Genomic DNA, 24,638 nt, shown 5'->3' on the forward strand with positions numbered 1-24,638 from the left:
GCGGGCCCGCACCCTCCGAAGAGAGTGCGGGCCCGATGTCAGCGCGAAACGCTGTTACTTCTTGTCGTCCTCGGCGGGAGCCTCAGCGGCGTCCTCGGCCGCAGCCTCAGCGGCTGCGCCCTCCTCCGGCGACTCGGCGCCGGCGTCGGCCGCAGCGTCGTCGGCCGGAGCCTCGGTGGTCTCCTCGACGGGAGCCTCCTCGACCGGAGCCTCCTCGGCGGCGGGAGCGGCGGCAGCCGACTTCTTGGCCGACTTCGGCTTCGGGTTCACCGGCTCGAGCACGAGCTCGATGACAGCCATGGGAGCGTTGTCGCCCTTGCGGTTGCCGATCTTGGTGATGCGCGTGTAGCCACCCTCGCGCTCGGCGACGAGCGGAGCGATCTCGGCGAAGAGCTCGTGAACGACGCTCTTGTCGCCGATGACCGACGCGACGCGACGGCGGGCGTGCAGGTCGCCGCGCTTCGCGAAGGTCACCAGACGCTCGGCGTACGGACGCAGGCGCTTGGCCTTGGTCTCGGTCGTGGTGATCGACTTGTGGGTGAACAGGGCCGCGGCGAGGTTCGCGAGAAGCAGGCGCTCGTGTGCGGGGCCGCCTCCGAGGCGGGGACCCTTGGTGGGCTTAGGCATTTTTGATTACTCCAGGAAGAAAGGGGGGCTCAGAGGTTCTCGTCGTCGTATCCGCCGTAGAAGTGCGCACCGTCGAACCCGGGAACCGAGTCCTTCAGCGACAGGCCGAGCGAGACGAGCTTGTCGCGCACCTCATCGACCGACTTCTGACCGAAGTTGCGGATGTTCATGAGCTGGGTCTCCGAGAGGGCGACCAGCTCGGACACCGTGTTAATGCCCTCGCGCTTGAGGCAGTTGTACGAGCGGACCGACAGGTCGAGGTCCTCGATCGGCATCGACAGCTCGTTGGTGAGGACCTCGGCGACCGGCGCGGGGCCGATCTCGATGCCCTCGGCCTCGACGTTCAGCTCGCGGGCGAGACCGAACAGCTCGACGAGCGTACGACCGGCCGAGGCGACGGCGTCGCGCGGCGAGATGGACGCCTTCGACTCGACGTCGAGGACGAGCTTGTCGAAGTCGGTGCGCTCACCGGCACGGGTGGCCTCGACGCGGTAGCTGACCTTGAGCACGGGCGAGTAGATCGAGTCGATCGGGATCTGACCGGCCTCGGCGTACTCGTTGCGGTTCTGGGTCGCGGAGACGTAGCCGCGACCGCGCTCGATGACGAGCTCGAGCTCGAACTTCGCGCTGTCGTTGAGCGTCGCGATGACGAGGTCGGGGTTGTGCACCTCGACACCGGCGGGAGCCGAGATGTCGGCGGCCGTGACCTCACCGGCACCGGTCTTGCGCAGGTACGCCGTGATGGGCTCGTCGCGCTCGGACGAGACGACCAGCTGCTTGATGTTGAGGATGATCTCGGTGACATCCTCCTTCACGCCCGGAATCGTGCTGAACTCGTGCAGCACACCGTCGAAGCGGATGCTGGTGACGGCGGCACCCGGGATGGACGACAGCAGGCTGCGGCGCAGCGCGTTGCCGATGGTGTAGCCGAAGCCGGGCTCGAGCGGCTCGACGACGAACCGGCTGCGGAACTCGCCGATCTTCTCCTCGGTCAGAGTGGGACGCTGTGCGATGAGCACTATGTGTTCCTTTCGATCACGTGACCGCTATATGACACGTGCAATTCAGTGAGGTGTTGAGTTTTCAAGGAAACGACGGAAGTCCGGATGCCGCGCGATGCGGCATCCGGATCCGTGTCAGCTCAGACGCGGCGGCGCTTGGGGGGACGGCAGCCGTTGTGGGCCTGCGGCGTGACGTCCTGGATGGACCCCACCTCGAGGCCGGCGGCCGTCAGCGAGCGGATCGCGGTCTCGCGGCCCGAACCGGGGCCCTTGACGAAGACGTCGACCTTCTTGACGCCGTGCTCCTGCGCCTGGCGCGCAGCGGACTCGGCGGCCATGCCGGCGGCGTAGGGGGTCGACTTGCGCGAGCCCTTGAAGCCGACGCCACCCGAGGAGGCCCAGCTGATGACGGCGCCCGACGGGTCGGTGATCGAGACGATCGTGTTGTTGAACGTCGACTTGATGTGGGCGTGGCCCAGCGCGATGTTCTTCTTCTCCTTGCGGCGCGGCTTGCGCGCTGCGGACTTGGCCTGTGCCATGTGCGTGTTCTCCTAAACCTGTGGGGGCCGCGCCTTAGCGCGCCTTCTTCTTGCCGGCGACGGTGCGCTTGGGACCCTTGCGCGTACGCGCGTTGGTCTTGGTGCGCTGACCGCGCACGGGCAGGCCACGGCGGTGGCGCAGACCCTCGTAGGAACCGATCTCGACCTTGCGGCGGATGTCGGCGGCGACCTCGCGGCGCAGGTCACCCTCCACCTTGTAGTTGCCCTCGATGTAGTCGCGGAGCGCGACGAGCTGGTCGTCGGTGAGGTCCTTGACGCGGATGTTCTCGTCGATCTCCGTCGCTGCGAGGATCTCGTTCGAGCGGGTACGGCCCACGCCGTAGATGTACGTGAGGGCGATCACCACGCGCTTGTCGCGCGGGATGTCAACGCCGGCAAGACGTGCCATGCGGTTCTCCTAGGAGTAATCGAAGGTGTGGAGCAGGATCGGTGCTCGGGCCTTCGTCCCGAGGTGTCCCCCGCCGGCTGCGCCGCGCGGGTTCTGATCTGCCTGAGGTGTATTGAGTTGTCGTCGTACCGGGTGCCGCGCGGACGCGGCATCCGATCAGCCCTGGCGCTGCTTGTGACGCGGGTTCGACTTGCAGATGACCATGACGCGACCGTGGCGACGGATGACCTTGCAGTGGTCGCAGATGGGCTTGACGGAGGGGTTGACCTTCATGATGTTCCTGATTCGCTGTCTTCGCCGACGGAGCAGGGGCTCCGGGGCGTTACTTCTCGACCGGCGTGCGCTGGGCTCAGCGGTAGCGGTAGACGATGCGACCGCGGGTCAGGTCGTAGGGGCTGAGCTCCACGACCACGCGGTCTTCGGGGATGATGCGGATGTAGTTCTGCCGCATCTTGCCCGAGATCGTTGCGAGGACCTTGTGTCCGTTGCTGAGCTCGACGCGGAACATCGCGTTGGGCAGAGCCTCGGAGATCACGCCCTCGATCTCGATGACACCGTCTTTCTTCGCCATACGCTCGCTTACAGTTGTGCAGGCCGGTCGGTCTGCGTTGGATGGGATTTTCGGTGACACGCCAAGAGAGGCGCAACGCACCAAAGAGCAAGCATACGCGCTACCGCACGCTCGAGCAACTCGCCGTATCTCGCACGGCGCGTCGCCCCGCTCCGCTCAGTTGAAGAGCGTCGCGAACGAACCGCGGGCCGGGATCGTGCTGTTCGAGATCGCCTCGCCGTTGACGGCGATCGTCGGCGTTCCGACGCGGTCCGATCCGGGCTGGAGCGGCGTCTCCTTGGTCTTCGCGGCGACGTAGGACTCGTAGGTGCGGTCGGTGACGCACGAGTCGATGCCCGTCACCCCCGCATCGGATGCGATCTGCAGGAGCTGCTCGTCGGTGAGACCCGTCGACTGCTCGGCGGGCTGCTGCTCGAAGAGGGCCTGCATGAACGGGACGGCGGCGTCGGGATCGGCCTCGGCTACGCAGTACATCGCATTGGCCGAACGCGTCGAGTACTCGGTGCCCTGCGACGCACGGTCGAGGATCGAGATCGGGTGGATCTTGAGGGTGATCGTTCCGTCGTTCACGAGATCGAGGATCTCGGGTCCGTAGGTCGTCTCGAACTGACCGCAGATCGGGCACATGAAGTCGACATACGTGTCGAGCGTCTGCGAGCCGTCTCCGACGACGACGGCGCCGGTCTCCTGCTCGATGCCCGACCCCGTGGGCGGGGTGCCGGGGTCGGTCGCGCTGTTGTTCATCCACACGACCAGCGCGACGATGAGGGCCACCACGACCACCACGGCCGTCGACACCCAGATCGCGAACCAGTTGGTCTTGCCCGTCGCCGCAGTAGCCATCACTTCTCTCCTCAGCCGATTTCCGTCGGCACGATTCCATACGGGGCGAGCCCCGCGGCGCCACCGTCGGGCGCCGTGAGAACCCAGATGCCCCCATCATGCACCGCGACGCTATGTTCCCAATGGGAGCCGTCCGAGCCGTCGATCGTCGAGACCGTCCAGTCGTCGTCCTCGGTGAACGTCTCCTCCGAGCCGGCCACGACCATCGGCTCGATCGCCAGCACGAGACCGGGCTTCACCTCGGGGCCCAGGTCGGCCACGCGGTAGTTGAAGACCGAGGGCGCTTCGTGCATCTTGCGGCCGATGCCGTGCCCGACGTAGTCGCGCAGGATGCCGTACTGCTCGCCGGACGCCTCGATCGAGGTCTGGATCGCGTCACCGATCTCGCCGATGCGCTTGGCATGGGCCATGGCGGCGATGCCGGCCCACAGCGATTCCTCGGTGACCTGCGACAGCCGCTCGCGCGACGCGGCGAGCTCCGATCGCTCGGGATCGGGGATGACGATCGTAAACGCCGAGTCGCCGTTCCAGCCGCGGAACTGCGCGCCGGCGTCGATCGAGAGGATGTCGCCCGGCTCCAGCGGACGCGAGTTCGGGATGCCGTGCACGACCTGCTCGTTGACCGACGCGCACACGGTGTGGCGGTAGCCCCGGACGAGCTGGAAGTTCGACTCGGCACCGCGTGAGCGGATCACGTCCGCGGCGATGGCATCGAGCTCGAGTGTCGTCACGCCGGGCGCGACGTGGTCGCGCACCGCCTGCAGGGCCGCGGCCGTGATCAGGCCGGGCTCGACCATCGCCTGCAGCTGGGCGGGCGACTTGTAGATGGAGCGGCGACCGATCACGCCGTGATGCCGCGGGCCGTCAGAGCCGCGGTGATCCGCTCGGTGATCTCGTCGAGCGAGCCGACACCGTCGATCTGATCGACGATCCCGCGCTCGCGGAAGACGTCCAGGATCGGGGCGGTCTCGTTCTCGTAGATCGAGAGGCGCTTGGCGATCGACTCCTCGTTGTCGTCGTCGCGACCCTGCTCGGCCGCACGCTTGGAGAGTCGCGCGATGGACTCCTCGCGGGGGACGACGAGCTCGATCACGGCCGTCAGCTCTTCGCCGCGGCCCTGGAGGAAACCGTCGAGATCGCGGACCTGAGCCAGGTTGCGCGGGTACCCGTCGAGCAGGAAGCCGCCGGCAGCGTCGGCCTGCTCCAGCCGGTCGCGCACGATCGCGCTCGTCAGCTCGTCGGGAACCAGGTCGCCGGCGTCGATGATCGCCTTGACCTGCTGACCGAGCTCGGTGCCCTCCTTGACGTTCGCCCGGAAGACGTCGCCCGTCGAGACGGCGGGGATGCCCAGCGCCTCGGCGATGCGCACTCCCTGAGTGCCCTTACCCGAGCCCTGGGGCCCGACGATCAGCAGACGTGCAGCCGTCATCGCAGCAGCCCTTCGTAGTGGCGCTGCTGGAGCTGCGCGTCGATCTGCTTCACCGTCTCGAGTCCGACACCGACGATGATGAGGATCGAGGCGCCGCCGAACGGGAAGTTCTGGTTGGCACCGACCGTCGCGAGCGCGATCAGCGGAAGCAGGGCGATGAGACCCAGGTAGATCGAGCCGGGAGCGGTGATGCGGGTGAGGACGTAGTCGAGGTACTCCGCGGTGGGCCGGCCGGCACGGATGCCGGGGATGAACCCGCCGTACTTCTTCATGTTGTCCGCGACGTCGACCGGGTTGAACGTGATGGCCACGTAGAAGTAGGTGAAGCCGATGATCAGCAGGAAGTAGACCGCCATGTACAGCGGGCTGTCGCCGGTCGTGAAGTACTGCTGGATCCACGCCACCCAGCCGGGCACGTTGCCGTCGGCATCCGGGTTCTGGTTGAACTGCGCGATCAGCGCGGGGATGTACAGCAGCGACGACGCGAAGATGACCGGGACGACACCCGCCATGTTGACCTTGATGGGAATGTACGTGTTCGTGCCGCCGTACGTGCGCCGGCCCACCATGCGCTTGGCGTACTGGACCGGGATGCGCCGCTGCGACTGCTCGACGAAGACGACGAGGGCGACGACGGCGATGCCCACCGCGAGCACGAGCAGGAAGATCTCGAAGCCGCGGGCGATCGCGATCGACCAGAGGGCCGCGGGGAACGTGGCGGCGATCGAGGTGAAGATGAGGATCGACATGCCGTTGCCGACGCCGCGCTCGGTGACGAGCTCGGCGAACCACATGATCAGGCCGGTGCCGGCGGTCATCGTGATGATCATCAGGAGCTGGGCGTACCAGGCCTCCGAGGTCACGAGCTGAGCGCACTCGGGAACACCGGTCACCGGGATCAGCTGACCCGAGCGGGCGACCGTGACGAGCGTCGTGGACTGCAGCAGCGCCAGCGCGATGGTCAGGTAGCGGGTGTACTGCGTGAGCTTCGCCTGGCCGGACTGACCCTCCTTGTAGAGGGTCTCGAAGTGCGGGATGACCACGCGCAGCAGCTGCACGATGATCGTCGCGGTGATGTACGGCATGACGCCGAGCGCGAAGATCGACAGCTGCAGCAGGGCGCCGCCCGAGAACAGGTTCACGAGCGAGAGCAGGCCCTGCGCGGTGCCGCTCTGGTCGAGACAGCTCTGCACGTTCGGGAAGTTCACGAACGGCGTCGGCACGTGCGCGCCCAGGCGGTAGATGGCGATGATCGCCAGGGTGAAGCCGATCTTCCGCCGGAGATCCGGAGTGCGGAAAACCCGCGCTATGGCGCTGAACAAGTGGATTCCTCCCAAGGGATGGGCGGCGTCTCGGGAAGACACCGTCAACCAGGGTATCCCAGGCCGTTCACAGGCGCGCCTCGGATACGACGAAGCGAGGGCCGGAGCGAACTCCGGCCCTCGCTGGCGAATTACTTGATGGACCCGCCGGCCGCGACGATCTTCTGCTCGGCAGAGCCCGAGACCTTGTCGACCGACACGTTCAGCGCCACCGAGATGTCGCCGGTGCCGAGCACCTTGACCTTCTCGTTCTTGCGGACGGCACCCTTCGCGACCAGGTCGGTGATGGTGACGTCACCGCCCTGCGGGTAGAGCTCCGCGAGCTTGTCCAGGTTCACGACCTGGTACTCGACGCGGAACGGGTTCTTGAACCCGCGCAGCTTGGGGGTGCGCATGTGGAGCGGCATCTGGCCACCCTCGAAGCCCGCCTTGACCTGGTACCGGGCCTTCTGACCCTTGGTTCCGCGGCCCGCGGTCTTACCCTTCGAGCCCTCACCGCGGCCGACACGGGTCTTCGCCGTGTTGGATCCGGGCACGGGACGCAGGTGGTGGACCTTCAGCACACCGGGGCGAGCGGCCGTGGTCTCGGCCTTCGCCTTCTTGTCGTCCTTCTTCTCAGCCATCAGTCGATCTCCTCAACCTTCACGAGGTGCGCGACGGTCTTGACGTAGCCGCGCGTCTGCGCGTCGTCGGGACGGACGACCGAGTCGCCGATCCGCTTGAGACCCAGCGAACGCAGCGTGTCGCGCTGGTTCTGCTTCTCGCTCACCTTGGACTTGACCTGGGTGACCTTCAGTCGAGCGGCCATCAGGCACCTACCTTCTGTGCGGCGTTCGCCTCGGCCTCAGCGCGCACGAGGCGAGCCGGTGCGACCTGGTCGAAGTCCAGGCCACGGCGTGCGGCGACCGCACGGGGCTCCTCGAGCTGCTTCAGTGCCTCGACGGTCGCGTGCACGATGTTGATCGTGTTCGACGAGCCGAGCGACTTCGACAGGACGTCGTGGATACCGGCGCACTCGAGCACGGCGCGGACGGGACCACCGGCGATAACACCGGTACCGGCCGCGGCGGGGCGCAGGAGCACCACGCCGGCGGCTGCCTCACCCTGCACGGGGTGCGGGATGGTCGAGCCGGTGCGGGGAACGCGGAAGAAGTTGCGCTTGGCCTCTTCGACACCCTTCGAGATGGCGAGGGGGACCTCACGCGCCTTGCCGTAGCCGACGCCGACCAGCCCGTTGCCGTCGCCGACGACGACGAGAGCGGTGAAGCTGAAGCGACGACCACCCTTGACGACCTTCGACACGCGGTTGATGGTGACGACGCGCTCCAGGAACTGGCTCTTGTCGGCGTCGCGCGAACCGCGGTCGCGGTTGTTGCTGCGCTCGCGGCTGCCGCGGCGGGGCTCGCGGGCCTCGCGCTCGACGGGAGCGGTGCCTGCGGCCTGCTCGGTCGTAGCCTGTTCGGTCACAGGGTTCTCTCCGTTGTTGTTGGTCACTGCATCGCTCACAGGTTCAGACCTCCCTCGCGAGCGCCGTCGGCGATCGCTGCGACACGGCCCGCGTAGCGGTTGCCACCGCGGTCGAACACGACGTCTTCGACGCCGGCGGCCTTGGCGCGCTCGGCGACGAGCTCGCCGACCTTGCGGGCCTTGGCGGTCTTGTCACCGTCGAACGTGCGCAGGTCGGCCTCGAGGGTCGACGCCGAAGCCACGGTGTGACCCTTGGCGTCGTCGACGAGCTGCACGAAGACGTGGCGGGCCGAGCGGGTCACGACCAGGCGCGGCCGGGCCTCGGTGCCCACGATCTTCTTGCGAAGGCGGGCGTGACGACGCGCGCGCGCGTCGGACTTGCTCTTCACAGCCATGCTTACTTACCAGCCTTTCCGGCCTTGCGGCGGACGACCTCGCCCGCGTACCGCACACCCTTGCCCTTGTAGGGCTCGGGCTTGCGGATCTTGCGGATGTTGGCCGCGGTCTCGCCGACCGCCTGCTTGTCGATGCCGCTGACCGTGAGCTTGTTGTTGCCCTCGACGGTCAGGGTGATGCCGGCGGGTGCCTCGACGGTCACGGGGTGCGAGAAGCCGAGAGCGAACTCGACGGACGAGCCCTTCTGAGCGACGCGGTAACCGGTGCCGACGACCTCGAGACCCTTGGTGTAGCCCTGGGTCACGCCGATGATGTTGTTGTTGATCAGGGTGCGGGTCAGGCCGTGCAGGGCACGCGACTCGCGCTCGTCATCCGGACGGGTGACGAGAACCTGGTTCTCCTCGACCTTGGCCTCGATGGGCTTGGCGACGGTCAGTCGCAGCTCGCCCTTGGGGCCCGTGACGAGGACGTCCTGTCCGGTGACCTCGACGGTCACACCGGCAGGGATGTCGATGGGGAGACGTCCAATACGCGACATCAGATCACCACACGTAGGCGAGGACTTCCCCGCCGACGCCCTTCGAGTCGGCCTGGCGGTCCGTGAGGAGGCCAGAGGAGGTGGACAGAATCGCGACACCCAGGCCACCGAGGACCGTGGGCAGCTCGGTCGACTTCGCGTACACGCGGAGACCGGGCTTGGAGACGCGCTTGATGCCGGCGATCGACCGCTCGCGGTTGGGGCCGTACTTCAGCGTCATGGTGAGGGTCTGGCCGACGCGGGCATCGGTGACCTCCCAGCCGGAGATGTAGCCCTCCTGCTTGAGGATCTCGGCGATGTTGGTCTTGAGCTTCGAGCTCGGCAGCGACACGGAGTCGTGGTGCGCCGAGTTCGCGTTGCGCAGACGGGTCAGCATATCTGCGACCGGGTCTGTCATCGTCATAGGTGTGTTCCTTCGATCATGAGGTTTCGACTGCCGTTACACGACAGGCGACCTTCGATGAATGTCCATATTCAGTTGTGCAGTCGTTCGGCCCCGGAGCATGCCCCGAGGCCGAACGATCGATTGTACCGGATTACGCCTGGGCGTCGTCCGACTTGAACGGGAAGCCGAGCTGGCGGAGCAGCGAGCGTCCCTCGTCATCCGACTTCGCCGTGGTGACGATCGTGATGTCGAAACCACGGACGCGGTCGATCCGGTCCTGGTTGATCTCGTGGAAGACCGCCTGCTCCTGCAGACCGAAGGTGTAGTTGCCGTGACCGTCGAACTGCTTGGGCGACAGACCGCGGAAGTCGCGGATGCGGGGCAGCGCGAGGTTCACGAGACGGTCGATGAACTCCCACGCACGGTCACCGCGGAGGGTGACGTGCGCGCCGATGGCCTGGCCCTCGCGCAGCTTGAACTGCGCGATGGACTTGCGGGCCTTCGTGACGATCGGCTTCTGACCCGTGATCTTCGTCAGGTCGTCCACGGCGCCGTCGATCACCTTGCTGTCGCGAGCTGCCTCGCCGACACCGGTGTTCACGACGACCTTCACGAGACCGGGGATCTGCATGACGTTGGCGTAGCCGAACTCTTCCTGCAGAGCCTTCTTGATCTCGCTCTGGTACTTCTGCTTCAGGCGGGGCTGGATCTTGCCAGCCGCCGCGGCAGTGGTGCTGCTCATATTCAGAGGTCCTTGCCGCTCTTCTTCGCGTAACGCACGCGGACGGTGCGCTTCACGCCGTCCTTCGTCTTCTCCTCGACGCGGTGGCCGACGCGGGTCGGCTTCTTCGTCTCGGGGTCGACGACCTGGACGTTCGAGATGTGGATGGGGGCCTCGAAGGTCTCGATGCCGCCCGTCTTGGTGCCACGCTGCGTCTGGCCGACGCGGGTGTGCTTGGTGACGTAGTTCACGCCCTCGACGATGACGCGGTTCTGCTCGACGAGGACCTCGAGGACCTTGCCCTGCTTGCCACGGTCGCCGCCGCGCTCGGGCTTGGCGCCCGTGATGACCTGAACCAGGTCACCCTTCTTGATGTTCGCCATGATCAGATGACCTCCGGGGCGAGCGAGACGATCTTCATGAACTTCTTGTCGCGAAGCTCACGACCGACCGGTCCGAAGATGCGGGTGCCACGGGGCTCCCCGTCGTTCTTCAGGATGACGGCGGCGTTCTCGTCGAACTTGATGTACGAGCCGTCGGGACGGCGCGTCTGCTTGACGGTGCGGACGATGACGGCCTTGACGACATCACCCTTCTTGACGTTGCCACCGGGGATCGCGTCCTTGACGGTGGCGACGATGATGTCGCCCAGTCCGGCGTACCGGCGGGCGGAGCCGCCGAGCACGCGGATGGTGAGCAGCTCCTTGGCGCCGGTGTTGTCGGCGACCTTGAGGCGGGATTCGGTCTGAATCATGAGATCACTTCGCCTTCTCGAGGACCTCGACCAGACGCCAGCGCTTGGTGGCGCTCAGCGGGCGAGTCTCGTTGATGAGGACGAGGTCGCCGATGCCGGCGGTGTTGGCCTCGTCGTGGGCCTTGACCTTCGACGTGCGGCGGATGACCTTGCCGTAGAGCGGGTGCTTCACGCGGTCCTCGACCTCGACGACGATCGTCTTGTCCATCTTGTCGCTCACGACGTAGCCGCGACGAGCCTTGCGGTAACCGCGGGCCTGCGGGTCGCGGACGTCGTGCTCGCCGTGCTCGTGGCCCTCGGCGACAGCCTCAGCGGCGTTCTTGTCGGTAGCCATTACTCGGTCTCTTCCTTCGCGGCCTCGGTGGCGTCATCCGCCTTCTTGGCCTTGGTCTTCTTCGCCTTCGGCGCCTCCGCGACGGGCGTGGCACGAATGCCGAGCTCGCGCTCGCGGATCACCGTGTAGAGCCGCGCGATGTCGCGCTTGACCGCACGGATGCGGCCGTGGCTCTCGAGCTGGCCGGTGGCCGACTGGAAGCGCAGGTTGAACAGCTCTTCCTTGGCCTTGCGCAGCTCCTCGACGAGGCGCTGGTCTTCGAACGTGTCGAGCTCGCTCGGGGCGAGCGTCTTGGTGCCGACAGCCATTACGCGTCGCCCTCCTCGCGCTTGATGATGCGTGCCTTCAGCGGCAGCTTGTGAATGGCACGGGTCAGGGCCTCGCGAGCGAGCTCCTCGTTGACTCCGGCGACCTCGAAGAGGACGCGACCCGGCTTGACGTTGGCGACCCACCACTCCGGCGAGCCCTTACCCGAACCCATGCGGGTCTCGGCGGGCTTCTTGGTGAGCGGACGGTCGGGGTAGACGTTGATCCACACCTTGCCGCCACGCTTGATGTGACGCGTCATGGCGATACGAGCGGACTCGATCTGACGGTTCGTCACGTAAGCGGGCGTGAGTGCCTGGATACCGAACTCGCCGAAGGACACCTTCGTGCCGCCGGTGGCCTGGCCATCGCGCTTGGGGTGGTGCTGCTTGCGGTACTTGACCTTGCGGGGGATAAGCATCAGGCCGACGCTCCTTCCGCCACGGGGGCCTCGTTGCGGGGACCGCGACGGCGGTCACCGCGGTCGTCGCGACCGCGCGAGGTCTTCGGCGCGTTGGCCTGCTCGCGAGCGAGCTCCTTGGCCGTCAGGTCGCCCTTGTAGATCCAGACCTTCACGCCGATGCGGCCGAAGGTGGTCTTGGCCTCGTAGAAGCCGTAGTCGATGTTCGCGCGGAGCGTGTGCAGGGGCACGCGGCCCTCGCGGTAGAACTCCGAGCGGCTCATCTCCGCGCCGCCGAGGCGGCCCGAGACCTGGATCCGGATGCCCTTGGCACCGGCGCGCTGAGCGCCCTGCAGACCCTTGCGCATCGCGCGGCGGAAAGCCACACGAGCGGAGAGCTGCTCGGCGATGCCCTGCGCGACGAGCTGGGCGTCGGCCTCGGGGTTCTTGACCTCGAGGATGTTGAGCTGGATCTGCTTGCCGGTGAGCTTCTCGAGGTCGGCGCGGATGCGCTCGGCCTCGGCGCCACGACGACCGATCACGATGCCCGGGCGGGCGGTGTGGATGTCGACGCGGACGCGGTCACGGGTGCGCTCGATCTCGATGTTGCTGACGCCGGCGCGGTCGAGCGACGTGGTCAGCAGACGACGGATCTTGATGTCCTCGGCGACGTAGTCGGCGTAACGCTGGCCCGGCTTGGTCGAGTCCGAGAACCAACGCGACACGTGGTCCGTGGTGATGCCGAGGCGGAAGCCGTACGGGTTGACTTTCTGTCCCATTACTTGCTCGCCTTCTTGCTCGTACCGGCGGCCGCGGCATCCGCGTTCTCCGGCGTCGACAGCACGACCGTGATGTGGCTCGTGCGCTTCTTGATCTGGAAGGCACGACCCTGGGCGCGGGGCTGGAAACGCTTGAGCGTCGTGCCCTCGTCGACGTACGCGTTCTTCACGTACAGGTCTGCATCGTCCAGGAACTCGTTGTCCTTATCGGCCTTGACGCGAGCGTTCGCGACGGCCGAGGCGACGAGCTTGTAAATCGGCTCGCTGGCGCTCTGCGGGGCGAACTTCAGGATGGCGAGTGCCTCCTGAGCCTGCTTGCCCTTGATGAGCGCGACGACACGACGAGCCTTCTGAGGGGTCACGCGGATGTGCTTCACGCGCGCGGTGGATTCCACCATGTCTCTCCTCCTCTGTCCTCTCTGGAACTGCCCCCGCGTCAGCGGCGGCGGCCCTTCTTGTCGTCCTTCACGTGGCCGCGGAAGGTGCGGGTGGGCGCGAATTCGCCCAGCTTGTGGCCGACCATGGTCTCGGACACGAACACGGGGATGTGCTTGCGTCCGTCGTGCACGGCGATCGTGTGGCCGAGCATGGCCGGGATGATCATCGAACGGCGCGACCAGGTCTTGATGACGTTCTTGGAGCCGGCTTCGTTCTGCGCGACCACCTTGCGAAGCAGGTGCTCGTCGACGAAGGGGCCCTTCTTCAGGCTGCGAGGCATCTTCCTCTACTCCTACTTGCGCTTCTTGCCGGCGTTGCGACGGCGGACGATGTACTTGTCGCTCTCCTTGTTGGGGTGGCGGGTGCGACCCTCAGCCTGGCCCCAGGGAGTGACGGGGTGACGTCCACCGGACGTCTTGCCCTCACCACCACCGTGCGGGTGGTCGACCGGGTTCATGGCGACACCACGAACCGTCGGGCGAACGCCCTTCCAGCGCTTGCGGCCGGCCTTGCCCCAGTTGATGTTCGACTGCTCGGCGTTGCCGACCTCGCCGATGGTCGCGCGGCAGCGCGCATCGACGTTGCGGATCTCGCCCGAGGGCAGACGCAGCTGGGCGTAGGGGCCGTCCTTCGCGACCAGACGCACGCTGGCGCCGGCCGAGCGAGCCATCTTCGCGCCGCCGCCGGGACGGAGCTCGATGGCGTGGATGACCGTACCGGTCGGGATGTTGCGCAGCGGCAGGTTGTTGCCGGGCTTGATGTCGGCGCCGGCACCCGACTCGACGATGTCGCCCTGCTGGAGCTTGTTCGGGGCGATGATGTAGCGCTTCTCGCCGTCGAAGTAGTGCAGCAGCGCGATGCGCGCGGTGCGGTTGGGGTCGTACTCGATGTGAGCGACCTTGGCGTTGACGCCGTCCTTGTCGTTGCGACGGAAGTCGATCACGCGGTACTGGCGCTTGTGGCCACCACCGATGTGACGCGTCGTGATGCGGCCCTGGTTGTTACGGCCACCGGTCTTGGCGATCGGGCGGAGGAGCGACTTCTCGGGCGTCGATCGGGTGATCTCGGCGAAGTCGGCCACCGACGAACCGCGGCGACCCGGGGTCGTGGGCTTGTACTTGCGAATAGCCATGTTCGTTGTCCTCTATCCCGACCGTCAGCCGACTGCCGTGAAGATGTCGATGGTGCCCGACTTCAGGGTGACGATGGCGCGCTTGGTGTCCTTGCGCTTGCCGGTGCCGAAGCGGGTGCGACGGGACTTGCCCGCGCGGTTGAGCGTGTTGACCGCTGCGACCTTGACGCCGAAGATCTTCTCGATCGCGAGCTTGATCTCGGTCTTCGACGCACGGGGGTCCACGAGGAACGTGTACTTGCCCTCGTCGATGAGCCCGTAGCTCTTCTCGGAGACGACCGGCTTCAGGATGATGTCGCGCGGGTCCTTGTTGACGGCGGTCATGCCGAGACCTCCTCGGTGGCGCCGGCCTTGGACGCGACGAACGCGTCGTAGGCGGCCTTGGTGAAGACGAGGTCGTCCGAGACGAGCACGTCGTAGGCGTTGAGCTGGTCGAACGTCAGCACGTGGACGTACGCGAGGTTGCGCACGCTCTTGACGGTGATCTCGTCACCGCGCTCGATGACCACGAGGACGTTCTTCGTGGCGCCGAGGCCGGTCAGAACCGCCGCAGCAGCCTTGGTCGAGGGCGTGCCCTCGACACCGAACGAGTCGACGATGTGCAGACGCTGGCCGCGAGCACGGTCGCTGAGCGCTCCGAGGAGCGCGGCGGCGACCATCTTCTTGGGGGTGCGCTGCGAGTAGTTGCGCGGCTTGGGGCCGTGCACGATGCCACCACCGGTCATGTGCGGCGCGCGGATCGAGCCCTGACGGGCGTTACCCGTGCCCTTCTGCTTGAAGGGCTTGCGGCCGGCGCCCGAGACCTCACCGCGACGCTTGGTCGAGTGGGTGCCCTGGCGAGCCGCCGCGAGCTGCGCGACGACGACCTGGTGGATGAGGGGAACGTTGGTCTTGACGTCGAAGAGCGCGGCGGGCAGCTCCACGGAGCCGGCCTTCTTGCCGGAGGCGCTCCGGACGTCGAGCGCGAGAGTCGAGTCAGCCATGATCAGGCACCCTTCACAGCGTTGCGGACGTAGACGATGCGGCCGCGTGCACCGGGGACGGCGCCCTTGACGAGCAGCAGACCCTTCTCGGCGTCGACGGCGTGCACCGTGAGGTTGAGGACGGTCACGCGCTCGCCACCCATGCGGCCGGCCATGCGCATGCCCTTGAAGACGCGGCTGGGCGTCGACGAGGCACCGATGGAACCGGGCTTGCGGTGGTTGCGGTGCGCACCGTGCGAGGCCGAGACGCCCTTGAAGTTGTGGCGCTTCATGACACCCGCGGTGCCCTTGCCCTTGCTGGTGCCGACGACGTCGACCAGCTGGCCGGCCTCGAACGTGTCACCGGCGGTGAGCTCCTGACCGAGTGAGTAGTCAGCGGCATCCGCCGTGCGCACCTCGGTGAGGTGGCGACGGGGGGTCACGCCGGCGGCCTCGAAGTGGGCCGTGAGGGGCTTGTTGACCTTGCGGGGGTCGATCTGGCCGGCAGCGATCTGGACGGCCGAGTAGCCGTCCTTCTCGGGCGTACGGACCTGGGTGACCACGTTCGGCGCGATCTCGATGACCGTGACGGGGACGAGCTTGCCCTGCTCGTTCCAGACCTGGGTCATGCCGAGCTTGGTGCCGAGGAGGCCCTTGGAAACCTTGGAGTTGATGTCAGCCATGTCGAACCTCAGAGCTTGATCTCGATGTTGACGTCGGCCGGGAGGTCGAGTCGCATGAGCGAGTCGACAGCCTTGGGCGTCGGGTCGACGATGTCGATCAGACGCTTGTGGGTGCGCATCTCGAAGTGCTCGCGGCTGTCCTTGTACTTGTGGGGCGACCGGATGACGCACACGACGTTCTTCTCGGTCGGCAGCGGCACGGGTCCGACGACAGTCGCGCCCGCACGGGTCACGGTGTCGACGATCTTGCGTGCCGAGGTGTCGATGACCTCGTGGTCGTACGACTTCAGGCGAATGCGGATCTTCTGTCCCGCCATTTGTCTGCTCACTCTCTTTATCGCGTCTTACGTCTCGCTGGTCGCGAGCGCATTGGACGCCCGGTGGCGCGGTCTGCGCCGGGCACTTCTCACCGCCGGGGCGGTGATGCTGCACCACTGTTCTGATGTCAAACCCGCGGGTCTCCCTGCGGTTCCGCACCGTGCGCGCACGCGCGCATCCTGTCTCCAGGTCGGTGTGGGGTTCGATGTTCATCTGCCCGCGGCCTAGGACTCTGCGCTTCGCGCCGCCTATGCACTGTCGTGACAGTGATCCGGGATGCTGGGCACCCGTCGGAATGTGGAACCTGAATAGTCTACGTGCCGCCCGGGCGTGTCGCAAACCCGGGCGTGTCGCGATATCCGCGTCGCGTCGCGTCCCGCACCGTGGCGGCGGGCCGCCGAGCACGCACTCTCCCCGCGAACACGCACCTTCTATGGTGCACCCTCGCGGCGACGGTGCGTCCTCGGAGCGACGGATCGCGCTCAACGCAGGAGACCGTGGGCGCGGAGGAATGCGGCGAACGTCGGGCGGGATTCCAGGCGCTCCCAGCCCCAGCGCACCGGGGTCCAGCCGGTCGCCGCGACGACGCGACTCTCGCGCTCGCGCTGGGCGTGCAATACGTCGCGGGGCGAGCGTCCGCCCGTCAACGCCGGGTCGAGGTACTTGCCGTCGCCGTCGAACTCGCCGAACCTCCGCAGCCGAGGCCACGCGAAGTCGAGGAACGCCCACTGCCCATCGCCGATCGCGACGGGATGCTGGAGCACCGGTTCCGCAGCGCCCAGCTGCAGCATCCACAGCCGGCTGATGCTCTCGCCCGGCAGCTGTGCCCGCCCGTCGGCGATCGAGGCGACGAACCGCGCACTGCGGATGCCGCGGGCACCGGGCGCCTGCTCGATGCGAGCAGTCACATCGGCGACGAGCGCTGCGGCGGCGGCGGGGTCGTAGGCGCCGTTGCCGCGCCACGCCGCCGCTCGCAGCGCCGCGTCCATCGCTGCCGTCGCGGTCTCGGCCTTCTCGGCGCAGAGCAGGTCGAACACCGTGCGCGCGAGGTTCGTCGCCTGCAACGCACCGATGCGCGAGACGTCGGCGTCCGCGACCTCGTGCCGGTGGCGCACGACGTCGCTGCGACTCGGCGCGGGCGCCGGACCGAGCTCGAGCGTATGCACCCGGGAGTCGTCGCCTCGGTGGACCGGCAGTCCGTGCAGCGCGGCGGCCGTCGTGTGCGAGAAGACCGGCTCGCGGGTCGCGACAGCGGCGAGGGCGTGCGCGCGCAGCCGCATCCGCGCCTCCGGTCGCGCGGCCGCCCAGCGCGCCGCCGCGACGTAGACGCCCCGCCGGACGCGCACGAGCTCTCCGTCACCGACGGCCCGTTCGAGCGTGGACGTCTCGCCGCGACGGCGCGCATCGCGCCGGAGGATGAGATCATCGCATTCGGTCACTCCCCCACGATGCCGCCCGCGCCGCCCCCGCATCCGCGCCCCCCGCTCCCCGTGCACGCTCCCGCCCCCGCCCGTCCTGGGGAGGAACCACCGCCCCGAACGCGAGAACGCACCGACCCCGCGACCACGCACCGTTCACGGTGCGCTCTCGCGGAGGCGGTGCGTTCTCGGCGCTCGGCCTACTGGTTGCCGATGTTCTTGTCGACGTTCTCGCGGACCTCGTCGACCTTGCCATGGTGCTGCTCCGGGACGACCTTCTTCACGGCATCCGCCGCACCCTGGAGGAACTTGTCGCTGACCTCCTCGGCCTTCTCGCTCCGCAGCGCTTCCTCGATCTTGTCGCGGTTCTGCTCGAACATCTGCTTGCCCTTATTGATGATGTCGTCGACGCCCATGATCGTCCTTTCGTCGGGTCGTATCCCGCTATGAGAGCGCGTGGCGGCACACCGCGTCAACAGCTTGCGGAAACGACGAAACCCCCCGCACCCGAAGGTCCGAGGGGTTCCGCGAAGGAAGTCGCGAGACTTACTTGATGATCTTGGTCACCGTGCCGGCGCCGACGGTGCGGCCACCCTCACGGATCGCGAAGCCGAGGCCCTCTTCCATGGCGATCGGCTGGATGAGCTCGACCGACATGTCGGTGGTGTCACCGGGCATGACCATCTCGGTGCCCTCGGGCAGCGAGATGACGCCGGTGACGTCCGTGGTGCGGAAGTAGAACTGCGGACGGTAGTTCGTGTAGAAGGGGTTGTGACGGCCACCCTCCTCCTTCGAGAGGATGTAGGCAGTGCCCTCGAAGTTGGTGTGCGGGGTAACCGAACCCGGCTTCACGACGACCTGGCCACGCTCGACGTCGTCACGCTTGGTGCCGCGGAGGAGCAGACCACAGTTCTCGCCGGCCCAGGCCTCGTCGAGCTGCTTGTGGAACATCTCGATACCGGTGACCGTGGTCTTCTGCGTCGGGCGGATGCCGACGATCTCGACCTCGGAGTTGATGGCGAGGGTGCCGCGCTCGGCGCGGCCCGTGACGACGGTTCCACGACCGGTGATCGTGAAGACGTCCTCGACGGGCATGAGGAACGGCTTGTCCTTGTCACGCACCGGGTCGGGGATCGACTCGTCGACGGCATCCATGAGCTCGACGATCGCGTTGACCCACTTCTCGTCGCCCTCGAGAGCCTTCAGGCCCGAGACGCGGACGACAGGAGCGTTGTCGCCGTCGAAGTCCTGCGACGACAGGAGCTCGCGAACCTCGAGCTCGACGAGCTCCAGGATCTCCTCGTCGTCGACCATGTCCGACTTGTTGAGCGCGACCAGCAGGTAGGGAACGCCGACCTGCTTGGCGAGCAGGACGTGCTCGCGGGTCTGAGCCATCGGGCCGTCGGTGGCGGCGACCACGAGGATCGCGCCGTCCATCTGAGCGGCACCGGTGATCATGTTCTTGATGTAGTCAGCGTGACCCGGGGCGTCGACGTGAGCGTAGTGACGCTTGGGGGTCTCGTACTCGACGTGCGAGATGTTGATCGTGATACCACGCTGACGCTCTTCGGGCGCCGAGTCGATGGACGCGAAGTCACGCTGCACGTTGGTGGCCGACGGGTACTTGTCGGCGAGCACCTTCGAGATCGCCGCGGTGAGCGTCGTCTTGCCGTGGTCGACGTGACCGATGGTTCCGATGTTGACGTGCGGCTTGGTCCGCTCGAACTTGGCCTTAGCCACTGGGTCCTCCTCAGGACTGTCGTTGTAGATCTCCGGGCGCTGGATTGCGACCGGTTCTCTACGGGGATGTTTTCACTCTAGTAGAGAGGTCGATATTCAGTTTGAGTGGATGCCGGGAGCCTGGGCCCCCGGCATCCCGAGGGCTTACTCGCCCTTGTTCTTCTGGACGATCTCGTCGGCCACCGCGCGCGGGACCTCGGAGTAGCTGTCGAACTCCATCGAGTAGACCGCGCGGCCCGAAGTCTTCGAGCGCAGGTCGCCGATGTAGCCGAACATCTCCGACAGGGGGACGAGAGCGCGGACGATCTTGATGCCCGAGCCGTCCTCCATCGACTGGATCTGGCCACGACGCGAGTTCAGGTCGCCGATGACGTCGCCCATGTACTCCTCGGGCGTACGCACCTCGACAGCCATCAGGGGCTCGAGGATGACCGGGTTGGCCTTGCGCAGCGCCTCCTTGAAGCCCATCGAGCCGGCGATCTTGAACGCCATCTCGGACGAGTCGACGTCGTGCGACGCGCCGTCGATGAGGATCGCCTTGACACCCACGATGGGGTAGCCGGCGAGCACGCCGACATTCATCGCGTCCTGGAAGCCCTGGTTGGTCGGCTCGATGTACTCGCGCGGGATGCGGCCACCGGTGACCTTGTTCTCGAACTCGTACGTCTTGTCGGCCGTGACCTCGAGCGGCTCGATCGCGAACTGGATCTTCGCGAACTGACCCGAACCACCGGTCTGCTTCTTGTGGGTGTAGTCGTGACGCTCGACGGCCTTCTTGATCGTCTCGCGGTACGCGACCTGCGGCTTGCCGACGTTCGCCTCGACGCGGAACTCGCGCTTCATGCGGTCGACGAGGATGTCGAGGTGCAGCTCGCCCATGCCCTTGATGACGGTCTGACCCGTCTCGGGGTTGAGCTCGGTGCGGAACGTCGGGTCCTCTTCGGCGAGCTTCTGGATGGCGACACCCAGCTTCTCCTGGTCGGCCTTGGTCTTCGGCTCGATCGCGACCTCGATGACGGGCTCGGGGAACGTCATCGACTCGAGGACGACGGGCTCGGCCGGGTCGGCGAGGGTGTCACCGGTGGTGGTGTCCTTCAGGCCGATGACGGCGTAGATGTTGCCCGCGGTGAGCGAGTCGACCGGGTTCTCCTTGTTGGCGTGCATCTGGAAGATCTTTCCGATGCGCTCCTTCTTGCCCTTGGTCGAGTTGATGACCTGCGCACCCGAGTCGAGGTGACCCGAGTAGACGCGGACGTAGGTGAGGCGACCGAAGAACGGGTGCACCGCGACCTTGAAGGCCAGCGCGGCGAACGGGTCGTTGGCGTCGGGGTGACGCTCGATGATCTTCTCTTCGTCCTTCGGGTCGTGCGCCTCGATGGCGGGCACGTCGAGGGGCGACGGGAGGAAGTCGACGACCGCGTCGAGCATGGGCTGCACACCGCGGTTCTTGAACGCGGAGCCGCAGAGCACCGGGTACAGCTCGCCGGCGACGGTGAGCTTGCGGATGGCGCCCTTGATCTCGGCGACGCTGAGCTCCTCGCCACCGAAGAACTTCTCGAGCAGCGCGTCGTCGGACTCGGCGACGGCCTCCAGGAGGCGCTGACGGTACTCAGCGGCCTTGTCGGCGAGGTCGGCCGGGATCTCCTGGATCTCGTACTTCGCGCCCATGGTCACGTCACCCTTGGCGTCGCCGGGCCAGACCAGCGCGCGCATCTCGACGAGGTCGATGACGCCCACGAAGTCGTTCTCGGCGCCGATCGGGAGCTGCAGCACGAGCGGCTTGGCGCCCAGGCGGCTGACGATGGTGTCGACGGTGAAGTAGAAGTCGGCGCCCAGCTTGTCCATCTTGTTGACGAAGCAGATGCGCGGGACGTCGTACTTGTCGGCCTGACGCCAGACGGTCTCGGACTGGGGCTCGACGCCCTCCTTGCCGTCGAAGACCGCCACCGCGCCGTCGAGGACGCGCAGCGAACGCTCGACCTCGACCGTGAAGTCGACGTGGCCGGGGGTGTCGATGATGTTGATCTGGTTCTTGTTCCAGAAGCAGGTCACGGCGGCAGACGTGATCGTGATGCCGCGCTCCTTCTCCTGCTCCATCCAGTCGGTGGTCGAGGCGCCGTCGTGCGTCTCGCCGAGCTTGTGGTTGACGCCCGTGTAGAACAGGATGCGCTCGGTCGTCGTCGTCTTGCCGGCATCGATGTGCGCCATGATGCCGATATTGCGGACCTTGTTGAGGTCGGTGAGCACTTCTTGTGCCACGGGCTGTTCCTTACGTTTGGTCGGGAGCGCCGGCCGGGGAGGTTTCCCCGGCCGGCGCCGAGAAGCTGTTTACCAGCGGTAGTGCGCGAAGGCGCGGTTCGACTCGGCCATCTTGTGGGTGTCCTCGCGGCGCTTGACCGCGGCACCGAGGCCGTTCGAGGCGTCGAGGATCTCGTTCTGCAGGCGCTCGGTCATCGTCTTCTCACGACGGCCCTTGGCGTACGAGACGAGCCAGCGCAGCGCGAGCGTGTTCGCGCGGTGCGGCTTGACCTCGACGGGCACCTGGTAGGTCGAGCCACCGACGCGGCGGCTCTTGACCTCGAGGGTCGGACGGACGTTGTCGAGCGCCTTCTTAAGCGTCGCGACGGCGTCCTGGCCGTTCTTGGCCTCGACACCCTTGAGGGCGGTGTAGACGATCGACTCGGCGATCGACTTCTTGCCGTCGACGAGGATCTTGTTGACGAGCTGCGTGACGATCGGAGCACCGTAGACCGGGTCGTTGACGACGACGCGGCGGGGTGCGGGTCCCTTACGAGGCATCTAACTCAACCCTTCTTCGCGCCGTAGCGGCTGCGAGCCTGCTTACGGTTCTTGACGGCCTGGGTGTCGAGCGCACCGCGGACGATCTTGTAGCGGACACCGGGGAGGTCCTTCACACGACCGCCGCGGACGAGCACGAGCGAGTGCTCCTGCAGGTTGTGGCCCTCGCCGGGGATGTAGGCGGTGACCTCGGTGCCGTTGCGGAGCTTGACACGGGCGACCTTGCGCATGGCCGAGTTCGGCTTCTTGGGCGTGGTCGTGTACACGCGGGTGCAGACACCCGCCTGCTGGGGGTTCGCCTTCAGAGCGGGCGCCTTGGTCTTGGTGACCTTCGGCGAGCGACCCTTGCGAACCAACTGCTGAATGGTTGGCACGTTCTCTCCTTGTAGTGCTGCACGGTGACAGCGTCGTGGTTTCACCACAGATCCACCGGCGCGTCACGAATGCTGCGTTTTCGAAGGGTGGATATGCCGTGGGGGCGTCCTGTTCGCAGAACGATCCCGATTCGCGTGCTCCGCTTCGACCTGATCATCGGACCGAGGCACGACGCAGGGCGCGCACGAGCGCACACCCGATCAATGATACGCCTCTCCGGCGAGGCGGGCAAACGCCGATGCGAGCCGGTGGTATCGGCGTCAGGCTCCGGGCCGCTCGATGCGCAGTTCGGCGTCGCCGAGGAGGAAGCGCTCGCCCGCCGGCGCGTCCGACCCGGGCTCGAGCTCGATCTCGGTCCCGAGGAAGTTCGTCAGCACGACGCCGTTCGTCGAGTGCAGGTCGGTGATGTGCCACAGCCCCGAGCGCAGTTCGAGACGGGCGTGCGTCTTGGAGACGGTGCGCGTGCGGTCCTCGATGGCCACGAGCTGGGCGCGCGGGTAGGCGGGGTCGGGCGCGGGCTGACGCCCGACGATCGCGACGTCACCGGTGAGCGGTGCGATCTCCCCGTCGGGCAGCACCAACTGCCAGTACACCCGGCGCCGCGCGACGACGACGGTGTGGTCGATGTCGCCGTCGTCGGAGACCTCGGCGCGGCGCAGCTGCGCGGGGACCGCCGCTTCGGCCGTCCGCGGAGCCCCCGCCGCCGGAGCGCTCGCGACCGCGGAGACCTCGTCGGACAGCTCCGGGAACTCGTCGGGCGTGCGCGCGAAGGCGCGGCGGGCGATCGGCGTCGCCGAGACGGCATCCCAGGTGCGGCGACCCGCCCCGAAACCGGACGCGGAGTCGGGGTCGGCGAACGACGGGACCACACCGGGACGATCGGATGCCGCCCGAGACGGGAACGGCGACGGCGAGATCGCCGAGACGTCGTCGATCTCGGACGGCCAGCGCGCGTCGTCGGATCCGTCTTCGTCGCCGTCCGCGTCGCGGATGGCGGCATCCTCATCGGGCCGCGTCTCGACCTGCGGGGCGGGTTCGCGCAGGATCGGCTCGCGCGCCTCCCTCGGGGCCGGCTCCGAGAACGCGGGCCGGGCCTCGGGCTGCGCCGGGGCGTCGTCGGGCTGCTGCTCAGGAGAGGATGCCGCGGCGGGCTCGGCGGCCACGGGTTCCGGCTCGACCGGGTGAACGTCCGGAGCGGCCGGCTCGACGGCGGGCTCGGTCGCCGACCGGCTGCGATCGGGTGCCGGCGCGGAAACGTCGGGGGTGGACGCGGCGGGGGTGGTCGCGGCGGGGGCGAACGGCGACGGCGGCGCCCACGGCGACGGCTGCAGGTCGGTCGGCGCCTCTTCGCGCTCGGGTACGGCGGCCGCATCGGCCTCACCGCTGGCGGCATGCGGCTCGGGGCTGAAGTGACGTGCCGACAGGGTCGGGCTCGCCAGCGTCGGCGGCGCCGCCGGCTCGGGAGAGCGGGCCGGGCGGAACTGCGGGTCGCGCTGCGGCTCCGACTCGGACAGCGGCGGGGTGAAGACCCACGGCGGCGCCGTGACCTCGGCGGCCTGCTCGCCCCGCCAGCGGGCGGGACCGAGACCGAGGATGCTGGCCCACACGACGAAGAGCAGTGCGGCGAGCACCGTCATGCCGGGACCGGCGCCGAAGCCGCGGCCGATGCGGTGCGCCGCCATCACCAGCAGCACGTACACCGCGAGCGGCCCGAGCACCGGGACGAGGCCGATGAGGACGAGCCACGGGCTGAAGCCGCCGATGCGCAGCACCACCGCGATGTTCAGCAGCGGCACCCACCCCTGCCACGGCTCCTCGTCGGTCTTGCGGAAGAGCCCGGCCAGCGCCAGCGCCGTCCAGACATAGAGGACCGCACCCAGCACCGTCGAGAGGACGACGAGCAGGATGAGGAGCGATTCGTTGCCGGAGGTGGTCATCGCATCCCACGATAG

The 24,638-nt window shown here is 67.4% G+C and carries 37 protein-coding genes; all 37 read right to left on the reverse strand.

Going from position 1 to position 24,638, the window contains the following annotated elements:
- Nucleotides 1-54 precede the first annotated feature (54 nt).
- The 37 genes from rplQ to O1W71_RS12390 all read right to left on the reverse strand — a co-directional run bounded on the left by rplQ (nucleotide 55) and on the right by O1W71_RS12390 (nucleotide 24,623).
- Entirely contained in the window at nucleotides 55-627 is a 573-nt protein-coding gene (gene rplQ, locus O1W71_RS12210) for a 50S ribosomal protein L17 (RefSeq protein ID WP_269268146.1), read from the reverse strand.
- Between the two features lie 29 nt (nucleotides 628-656).
- Complete coding sequence (locus O1W71_RS12215) at nucleotides 657-1,646, reverse strand: DNA-directed RNA polymerase subunit alpha (RefSeq protein ID WP_023954080.1); 990 nt, start codon at nucleotides 1,644-1,646, stop codon at nucleotides 657-659.
- Between the two features lie 122 nt (nucleotides 1,647-1,768).
- A complete protein-coding gene (gene rpsK, locus O1W71_RS12220; RefSeq protein ID WP_023954078.1) occupies nucleotides 1,769-2,167 on the reverse strand; it encodes a 30S ribosomal protein S11 in 399 nt (132 codons plus the stop codon).
- A gap of 34 nt (nucleotides 2,168-2,201) precedes the next feature.
- Entirely contained in the window at nucleotides 2,202-2,576 is a 375-nt protein-coding gene (rpsM, locus tag O1W71_RS12225; protein ID WP_023954076.1) for a 30S ribosomal protein S13, read from the reverse strand.
- A gap of 156 nt (nucleotides 2,577-2,732) precedes the next feature.
- Nucleotides 2,733-2,849, reverse strand: coding sequence for a 50S ribosomal protein L36 (rpmJ, locus tag O1W71_RS12230; protein ID WP_005050492.1), 117 nt, complete (start codon nucleotides 2,847-2,849; stop codon nucleotides 2,733-2,735).
- A gap of 76 nt (nucleotides 2,850-2,925) precedes the next feature.
- Nucleotides 2,926-3,147 carry a translation initiation factor IF-1 gene (infA, locus tag O1W71_RS12235; protein WP_017201569.1) on the reverse strand — a complete coding sequence of 74 codons (222 nt, stop codon included), beginning with the start codon at nucleotides 3,145-3,147 and terminating at the stop codon, nucleotides 2,926-2,928.
- 156 nt (nucleotides 3,148-3,303) lie between these two features.
- Nucleotides 3,304-3,990 carry a DsbA family protein gene (locus O1W71_RS12240; protein WP_269268148.1) on the reverse strand — a complete coding sequence of 229 codons (687 nt, stop codon included), beginning with the start codon at nucleotides 3,988-3,990 and terminating at the stop codon, nucleotides 3,304-3,306.
- 11 nt (nucleotides 3,991-4,001) lie between these two features.
- A complete protein-coding gene (gene map / locus O1W71_RS12245) occupies nucleotides 4,002-4,835 on the reverse strand; it encodes a type I methionyl aminopeptidase (RefSeq protein WP_269268149.1) in 834 nt (277 codons plus the stop codon).
- On the reverse strand, nucleotides 4,832-5,419 hold the full coding sequence (locus tag O1W71_RS12250) for an adenylate kinase (protein WP_114588836.1): 588 nt from the start codon (nucleotides 5,417-5,419) through the stop codon (nucleotides 4,832-4,834). Before O1W71_RS12250 ends, map begins: the two co-directional genes overlap by 4 nt.
- Nucleotides 5,416-6,741 (reverse strand): preprotein translocase subunit SecY, encoded by a 1,326-nt coding sequence (secY, locus tag O1W71_RS12255; protein WP_112617794.1) that lies wholly within the window; start codon nucleotides 6,739-6,741, stop codon nucleotides 5,416-5,418. The genes O1W71_RS12250 and secY overlap by 4 nt, the downstream gene beginning before the upstream one ends.
- A gap of 131 nt (nucleotides 6,742-6,872) precedes the next feature.
- Nucleotides 6,873-7,364 (reverse strand): 50S ribosomal protein L15, encoded by a 492-nt coding sequence (rplO, locus tag O1W71_RS12260; protein ID WP_181574259.1) that lies wholly within the window; start codon nucleotides 7,362-7,364, stop codon nucleotides 6,873-6,875.
- Nucleotides 7,364-7,549 carry a 50S ribosomal protein L30 gene (gene rpmD, locus O1W71_RS12265; RefSeq protein WP_023954062.1) on the reverse strand — a complete coding sequence of 62 codons (186 nt, stop codon included), beginning with the start codon at nucleotides 7,547-7,549 and terminating at the stop codon, nucleotides 7,364-7,366. Before rpmD ends, rplO begins: the two co-directional genes overlap by 1 nt.
- Entirely contained in the window at nucleotides 7,549-8,247 is a 699-nt protein-coding gene (gene rpsE, locus O1W71_RS12270; protein ID WP_023954060.1) for a 30S ribosomal protein S5, read from the reverse strand. Before rpsE ends, rpmD begins: the two co-directional genes overlap by 1 nt.
- Entirely contained in the window at nucleotides 8,244-8,603 is a 360-nt protein-coding gene (gene rplR, locus O1W71_RS12275; RefSeq protein ID WP_112617793.1) for a 50S ribosomal protein L18, read from the reverse strand. The genes rpsE and rplR overlap by 4 nt, the downstream gene beginning before the upstream one ends.
- Before the next feature lie 2 nt (nucleotides 8,604-8,605).
- Nucleotides 8,606-9,142: a 50S ribosomal protein L6 gene (gene rplF / locus O1W71_RS12280; RefSeq protein ID WP_112617792.1), complete on the reverse strand. Its 537-nt coding sequence runs from the start codon at nucleotides 9,140-9,142 to the stop codon at nucleotides 8,606-8,608.
- Between the two features lie 4 nt (nucleotides 9,143-9,146).
- Nucleotides 9,147-9,545 carry a 30S ribosomal protein S8 gene (gene rpsH / locus O1W71_RS12285; RefSeq protein ID WP_112617791.1) on the reverse strand — a complete coding sequence of 133 codons (399 nt, stop codon included), beginning with the start codon at nucleotides 9,543-9,545 and terminating at the stop codon, nucleotides 9,147-9,149.
- A 133-nt stretch (nucleotides 9,546-9,678) separates the two neighbouring features.
- Nucleotides 9,679-10,269 carry a 50S ribosomal protein L5 gene (rplE, locus tag O1W71_RS12290; protein WP_112617790.1) on the reverse strand — a complete coding sequence of 197 codons (591 nt, stop codon included), beginning with the start codon at nucleotides 10,267-10,269 and terminating at the stop codon, nucleotides 9,679-9,681.
- Nucleotides 10,270-10,271: 2 nt separating this feature from the next.
- The gene (rplX, locus tag O1W71_RS12295) at nucleotides 10,272-10,631 is read right to left on the reverse strand and encodes a 50S ribosomal protein L24 (protein ID WP_112617789.1); all 360 of its coding nucleotides are present in this window, start codon (nucleotides 10,629-10,631) and stop codon (nucleotides 10,272-10,274) included.
- A 2-nt stretch (nucleotides 10,632-10,633) separates the two neighbouring features.
- The gene (gene rplN, locus O1W71_RS12300) at nucleotides 10,634-11,002 is read right to left on the reverse strand and encodes a 50S ribosomal protein L14 (protein WP_023954050.1); all 369 of its coding nucleotides are present in this window, start codon (nucleotides 11,000-11,002) and stop codon (nucleotides 10,634-10,636) included.
- A gap of 4 nt (nucleotides 11,003-11,006) precedes the next feature.
- Nucleotides 11,007-11,336, reverse strand: coding sequence for a 30S ribosomal protein S17 (rpsQ, locus tag O1W71_RS12305; RefSeq protein WP_023954049.1), 330 nt, complete (start codon nucleotides 11,334-11,336; stop codon nucleotides 11,007-11,009).
- Nucleotides 11,336-11,644: a 50S ribosomal protein L29 gene (gene rpmC / locus O1W71_RS12310; protein WP_023954048.1), complete on the reverse strand. Its 309-nt coding sequence runs from the start codon at nucleotides 11,642-11,644 to the stop codon at nucleotides 11,336-11,338. Before rpmC ends, rpsQ begins: the two co-directional genes overlap by 1 nt.
- Complete coding sequence (gene rplP, locus O1W71_RS12315; RefSeq protein ID WP_023954047.1) at nucleotides 11,644-12,063, reverse strand: 50S ribosomal protein L16; 420 nt, start codon at nucleotides 12,061-12,063, stop codon at nucleotides 11,644-11,646. The genes rpmC and rplP overlap by 1 nt, the downstream gene beginning before the upstream one ends.
- Nucleotides 12,063-12,821, reverse strand: coding sequence for a 30S ribosomal protein S3 (rpsC, locus tag O1W71_RS12320; protein ID WP_023954045.1), 759 nt, complete (start codon nucleotides 12,819-12,821; stop codon nucleotides 12,063-12,065). Before rpsC ends, rplP begins: the two co-directional genes overlap by 1 nt.
- Nucleotides 12,821-13,219, reverse strand: a complete 399-nt coding sequence (rplV, locus tag O1W71_RS12325) for a 50S ribosomal protein L22 (protein ID WP_036304774.1) — start codon at nucleotides 13,217-13,219, stop codon at nucleotides 12,821-12,823. The genes rpsC and rplV overlap by 1 nt, the downstream gene beginning before the upstream one ends.
- A gap of 38 nt (nucleotides 13,220-13,257) precedes the next feature.
- Nucleotides 13,258-13,539, reverse strand: coding sequence for a 30S ribosomal protein S19 (gene rpsS / locus O1W71_RS12330; RefSeq protein WP_023954043.1), 282 nt, complete (start codon nucleotides 13,537-13,539; stop codon nucleotides 13,258-13,260).
- Between the two features lie 12 nt (nucleotides 13,540-13,551).
- On the reverse strand, nucleotides 13,552-14,391 hold the full coding sequence (gene rplB / locus O1W71_RS12335; RefSeq protein WP_023954042.1) for a 50S ribosomal protein L2: 840 nt from the start codon (nucleotides 14,389-14,391) through the stop codon (nucleotides 13,552-13,554).
- Between the two features lie 24 nt (nucleotides 14,392-14,415).
- A complete protein-coding gene (gene rplW / locus O1W71_RS12340; RefSeq protein ID WP_023954040.1) occupies nucleotides 14,416-14,715 on the reverse strand; it encodes a 50S ribosomal protein L23 in 300 nt (99 codons plus the stop codon).
- Complete coding sequence (rplD, locus tag O1W71_RS12345) at nucleotides 14,712-15,374, reverse strand: 50S ribosomal protein L4 (RefSeq protein ID WP_023954038.1); 663 nt, start codon at nucleotides 15,372-15,374, stop codon at nucleotides 14,712-14,714. The genes rplW and rplD overlap by 4 nt, the downstream gene beginning before the upstream one ends.
- 2 nt (nucleotides 15,375-15,376) lie before the next feature.
- Complete coding sequence (gene rplC, locus O1W71_RS12350; RefSeq protein WP_023954036.1) at nucleotides 15,377-16,036, reverse strand: 50S ribosomal protein L3; 660 nt, start codon at nucleotides 16,034-16,036, stop codon at nucleotides 15,377-15,379.
- An 8-nt stretch (nucleotides 16,037-16,044) separates the two neighbouring features.
- Entirely contained in the window at nucleotides 16,045-16,353 is a 309-nt protein-coding gene (rpsJ, locus tag O1W71_RS12355; protein ID WP_017201594.1) for a 30S ribosomal protein S10, read from the reverse strand.
- Nucleotides 16,354-16,836: 483 nt separating this feature from the next.
- Nucleotides 16,837-17,793: a hypothetical protein gene (locus O1W71_RS12360; protein ID WP_269268156.1), complete on the reverse strand. Its 957-nt coding sequence runs from the start codon at nucleotides 17,791-17,793 to the stop codon at nucleotides 16,837-16,839.
- Between the two features lie 179 nt (nucleotides 17,794-17,972).
- Nucleotides 17,973-18,188, reverse strand: a complete 216-nt coding sequence (locus O1W71_RS12365; RefSeq protein ID WP_269268157.1) for an Rv0909 family putative TA system antitoxin — start codon at nucleotides 18,186-18,188, stop codon at nucleotides 17,973-17,975.
- A 130-nt stretch (nucleotides 18,189-18,318) separates the two neighbouring features.
- Nucleotides 18,319-19,512, reverse strand: coding sequence for an elongation factor Tu (gene tuf / locus O1W71_RS12370; protein WP_023954029.1), 1,194 nt, complete (start codon nucleotides 19,510-19,512; stop codon nucleotides 18,319-18,321).
- A gap of 144 nt (nucleotides 19,513-19,656) precedes the next feature.
- On the reverse strand, nucleotides 19,657-21,771 hold the full coding sequence (fusA, locus tag O1W71_RS12375) for an elongation factor G (protein WP_269268158.1): 2,115 nt from the start codon (nucleotides 21,769-21,771) through the stop codon (nucleotides 19,657-19,659).
- A 69-nt stretch (nucleotides 21,772-21,840) separates the two neighbouring features.
- Nucleotides 21,841-22,311, reverse strand: coding sequence for a 30S ribosomal protein S7 (gene rpsG, locus O1W71_RS12380; RefSeq protein ID WP_023954027.1), 471 nt, complete (start codon nucleotides 22,309-22,311; stop codon nucleotides 21,841-21,843).
- Between the two features lie 5 nt (nucleotides 22,312-22,316).
- Nucleotides 22,317-22,685: a 30S ribosomal protein S12 gene (gene rpsL, locus O1W71_RS12385; RefSeq protein WP_018187369.1), complete on the reverse strand. Its 369-nt coding sequence runs from the start codon at nucleotides 22,683-22,685 to the stop codon at nucleotides 22,317-22,319.
- A gap of 261 nt (nucleotides 22,686-22,946) precedes the next feature.
- A complete protein-coding gene (locus O1W71_RS12390) occupies nucleotides 22,947-24,623 on the reverse strand; it encodes a DUF5684 domain-containing protein (RefSeq protein WP_269268159.1) in 1,677 nt (558 codons plus the stop codon).
- Between the last annotated feature and the right edge of the window lie 15 nt (nucleotides 24,624-24,638).

This window comes from Microbacterium sp. H37-C3, from assembly GCF_027157935.1.
Taxonomy (GTDB): Bacteria; Actinomycetota; Actinomycetes; order Actinomycetales; family Microbacteriaceae; genus Microbacterium; species Microbacterium plantarum.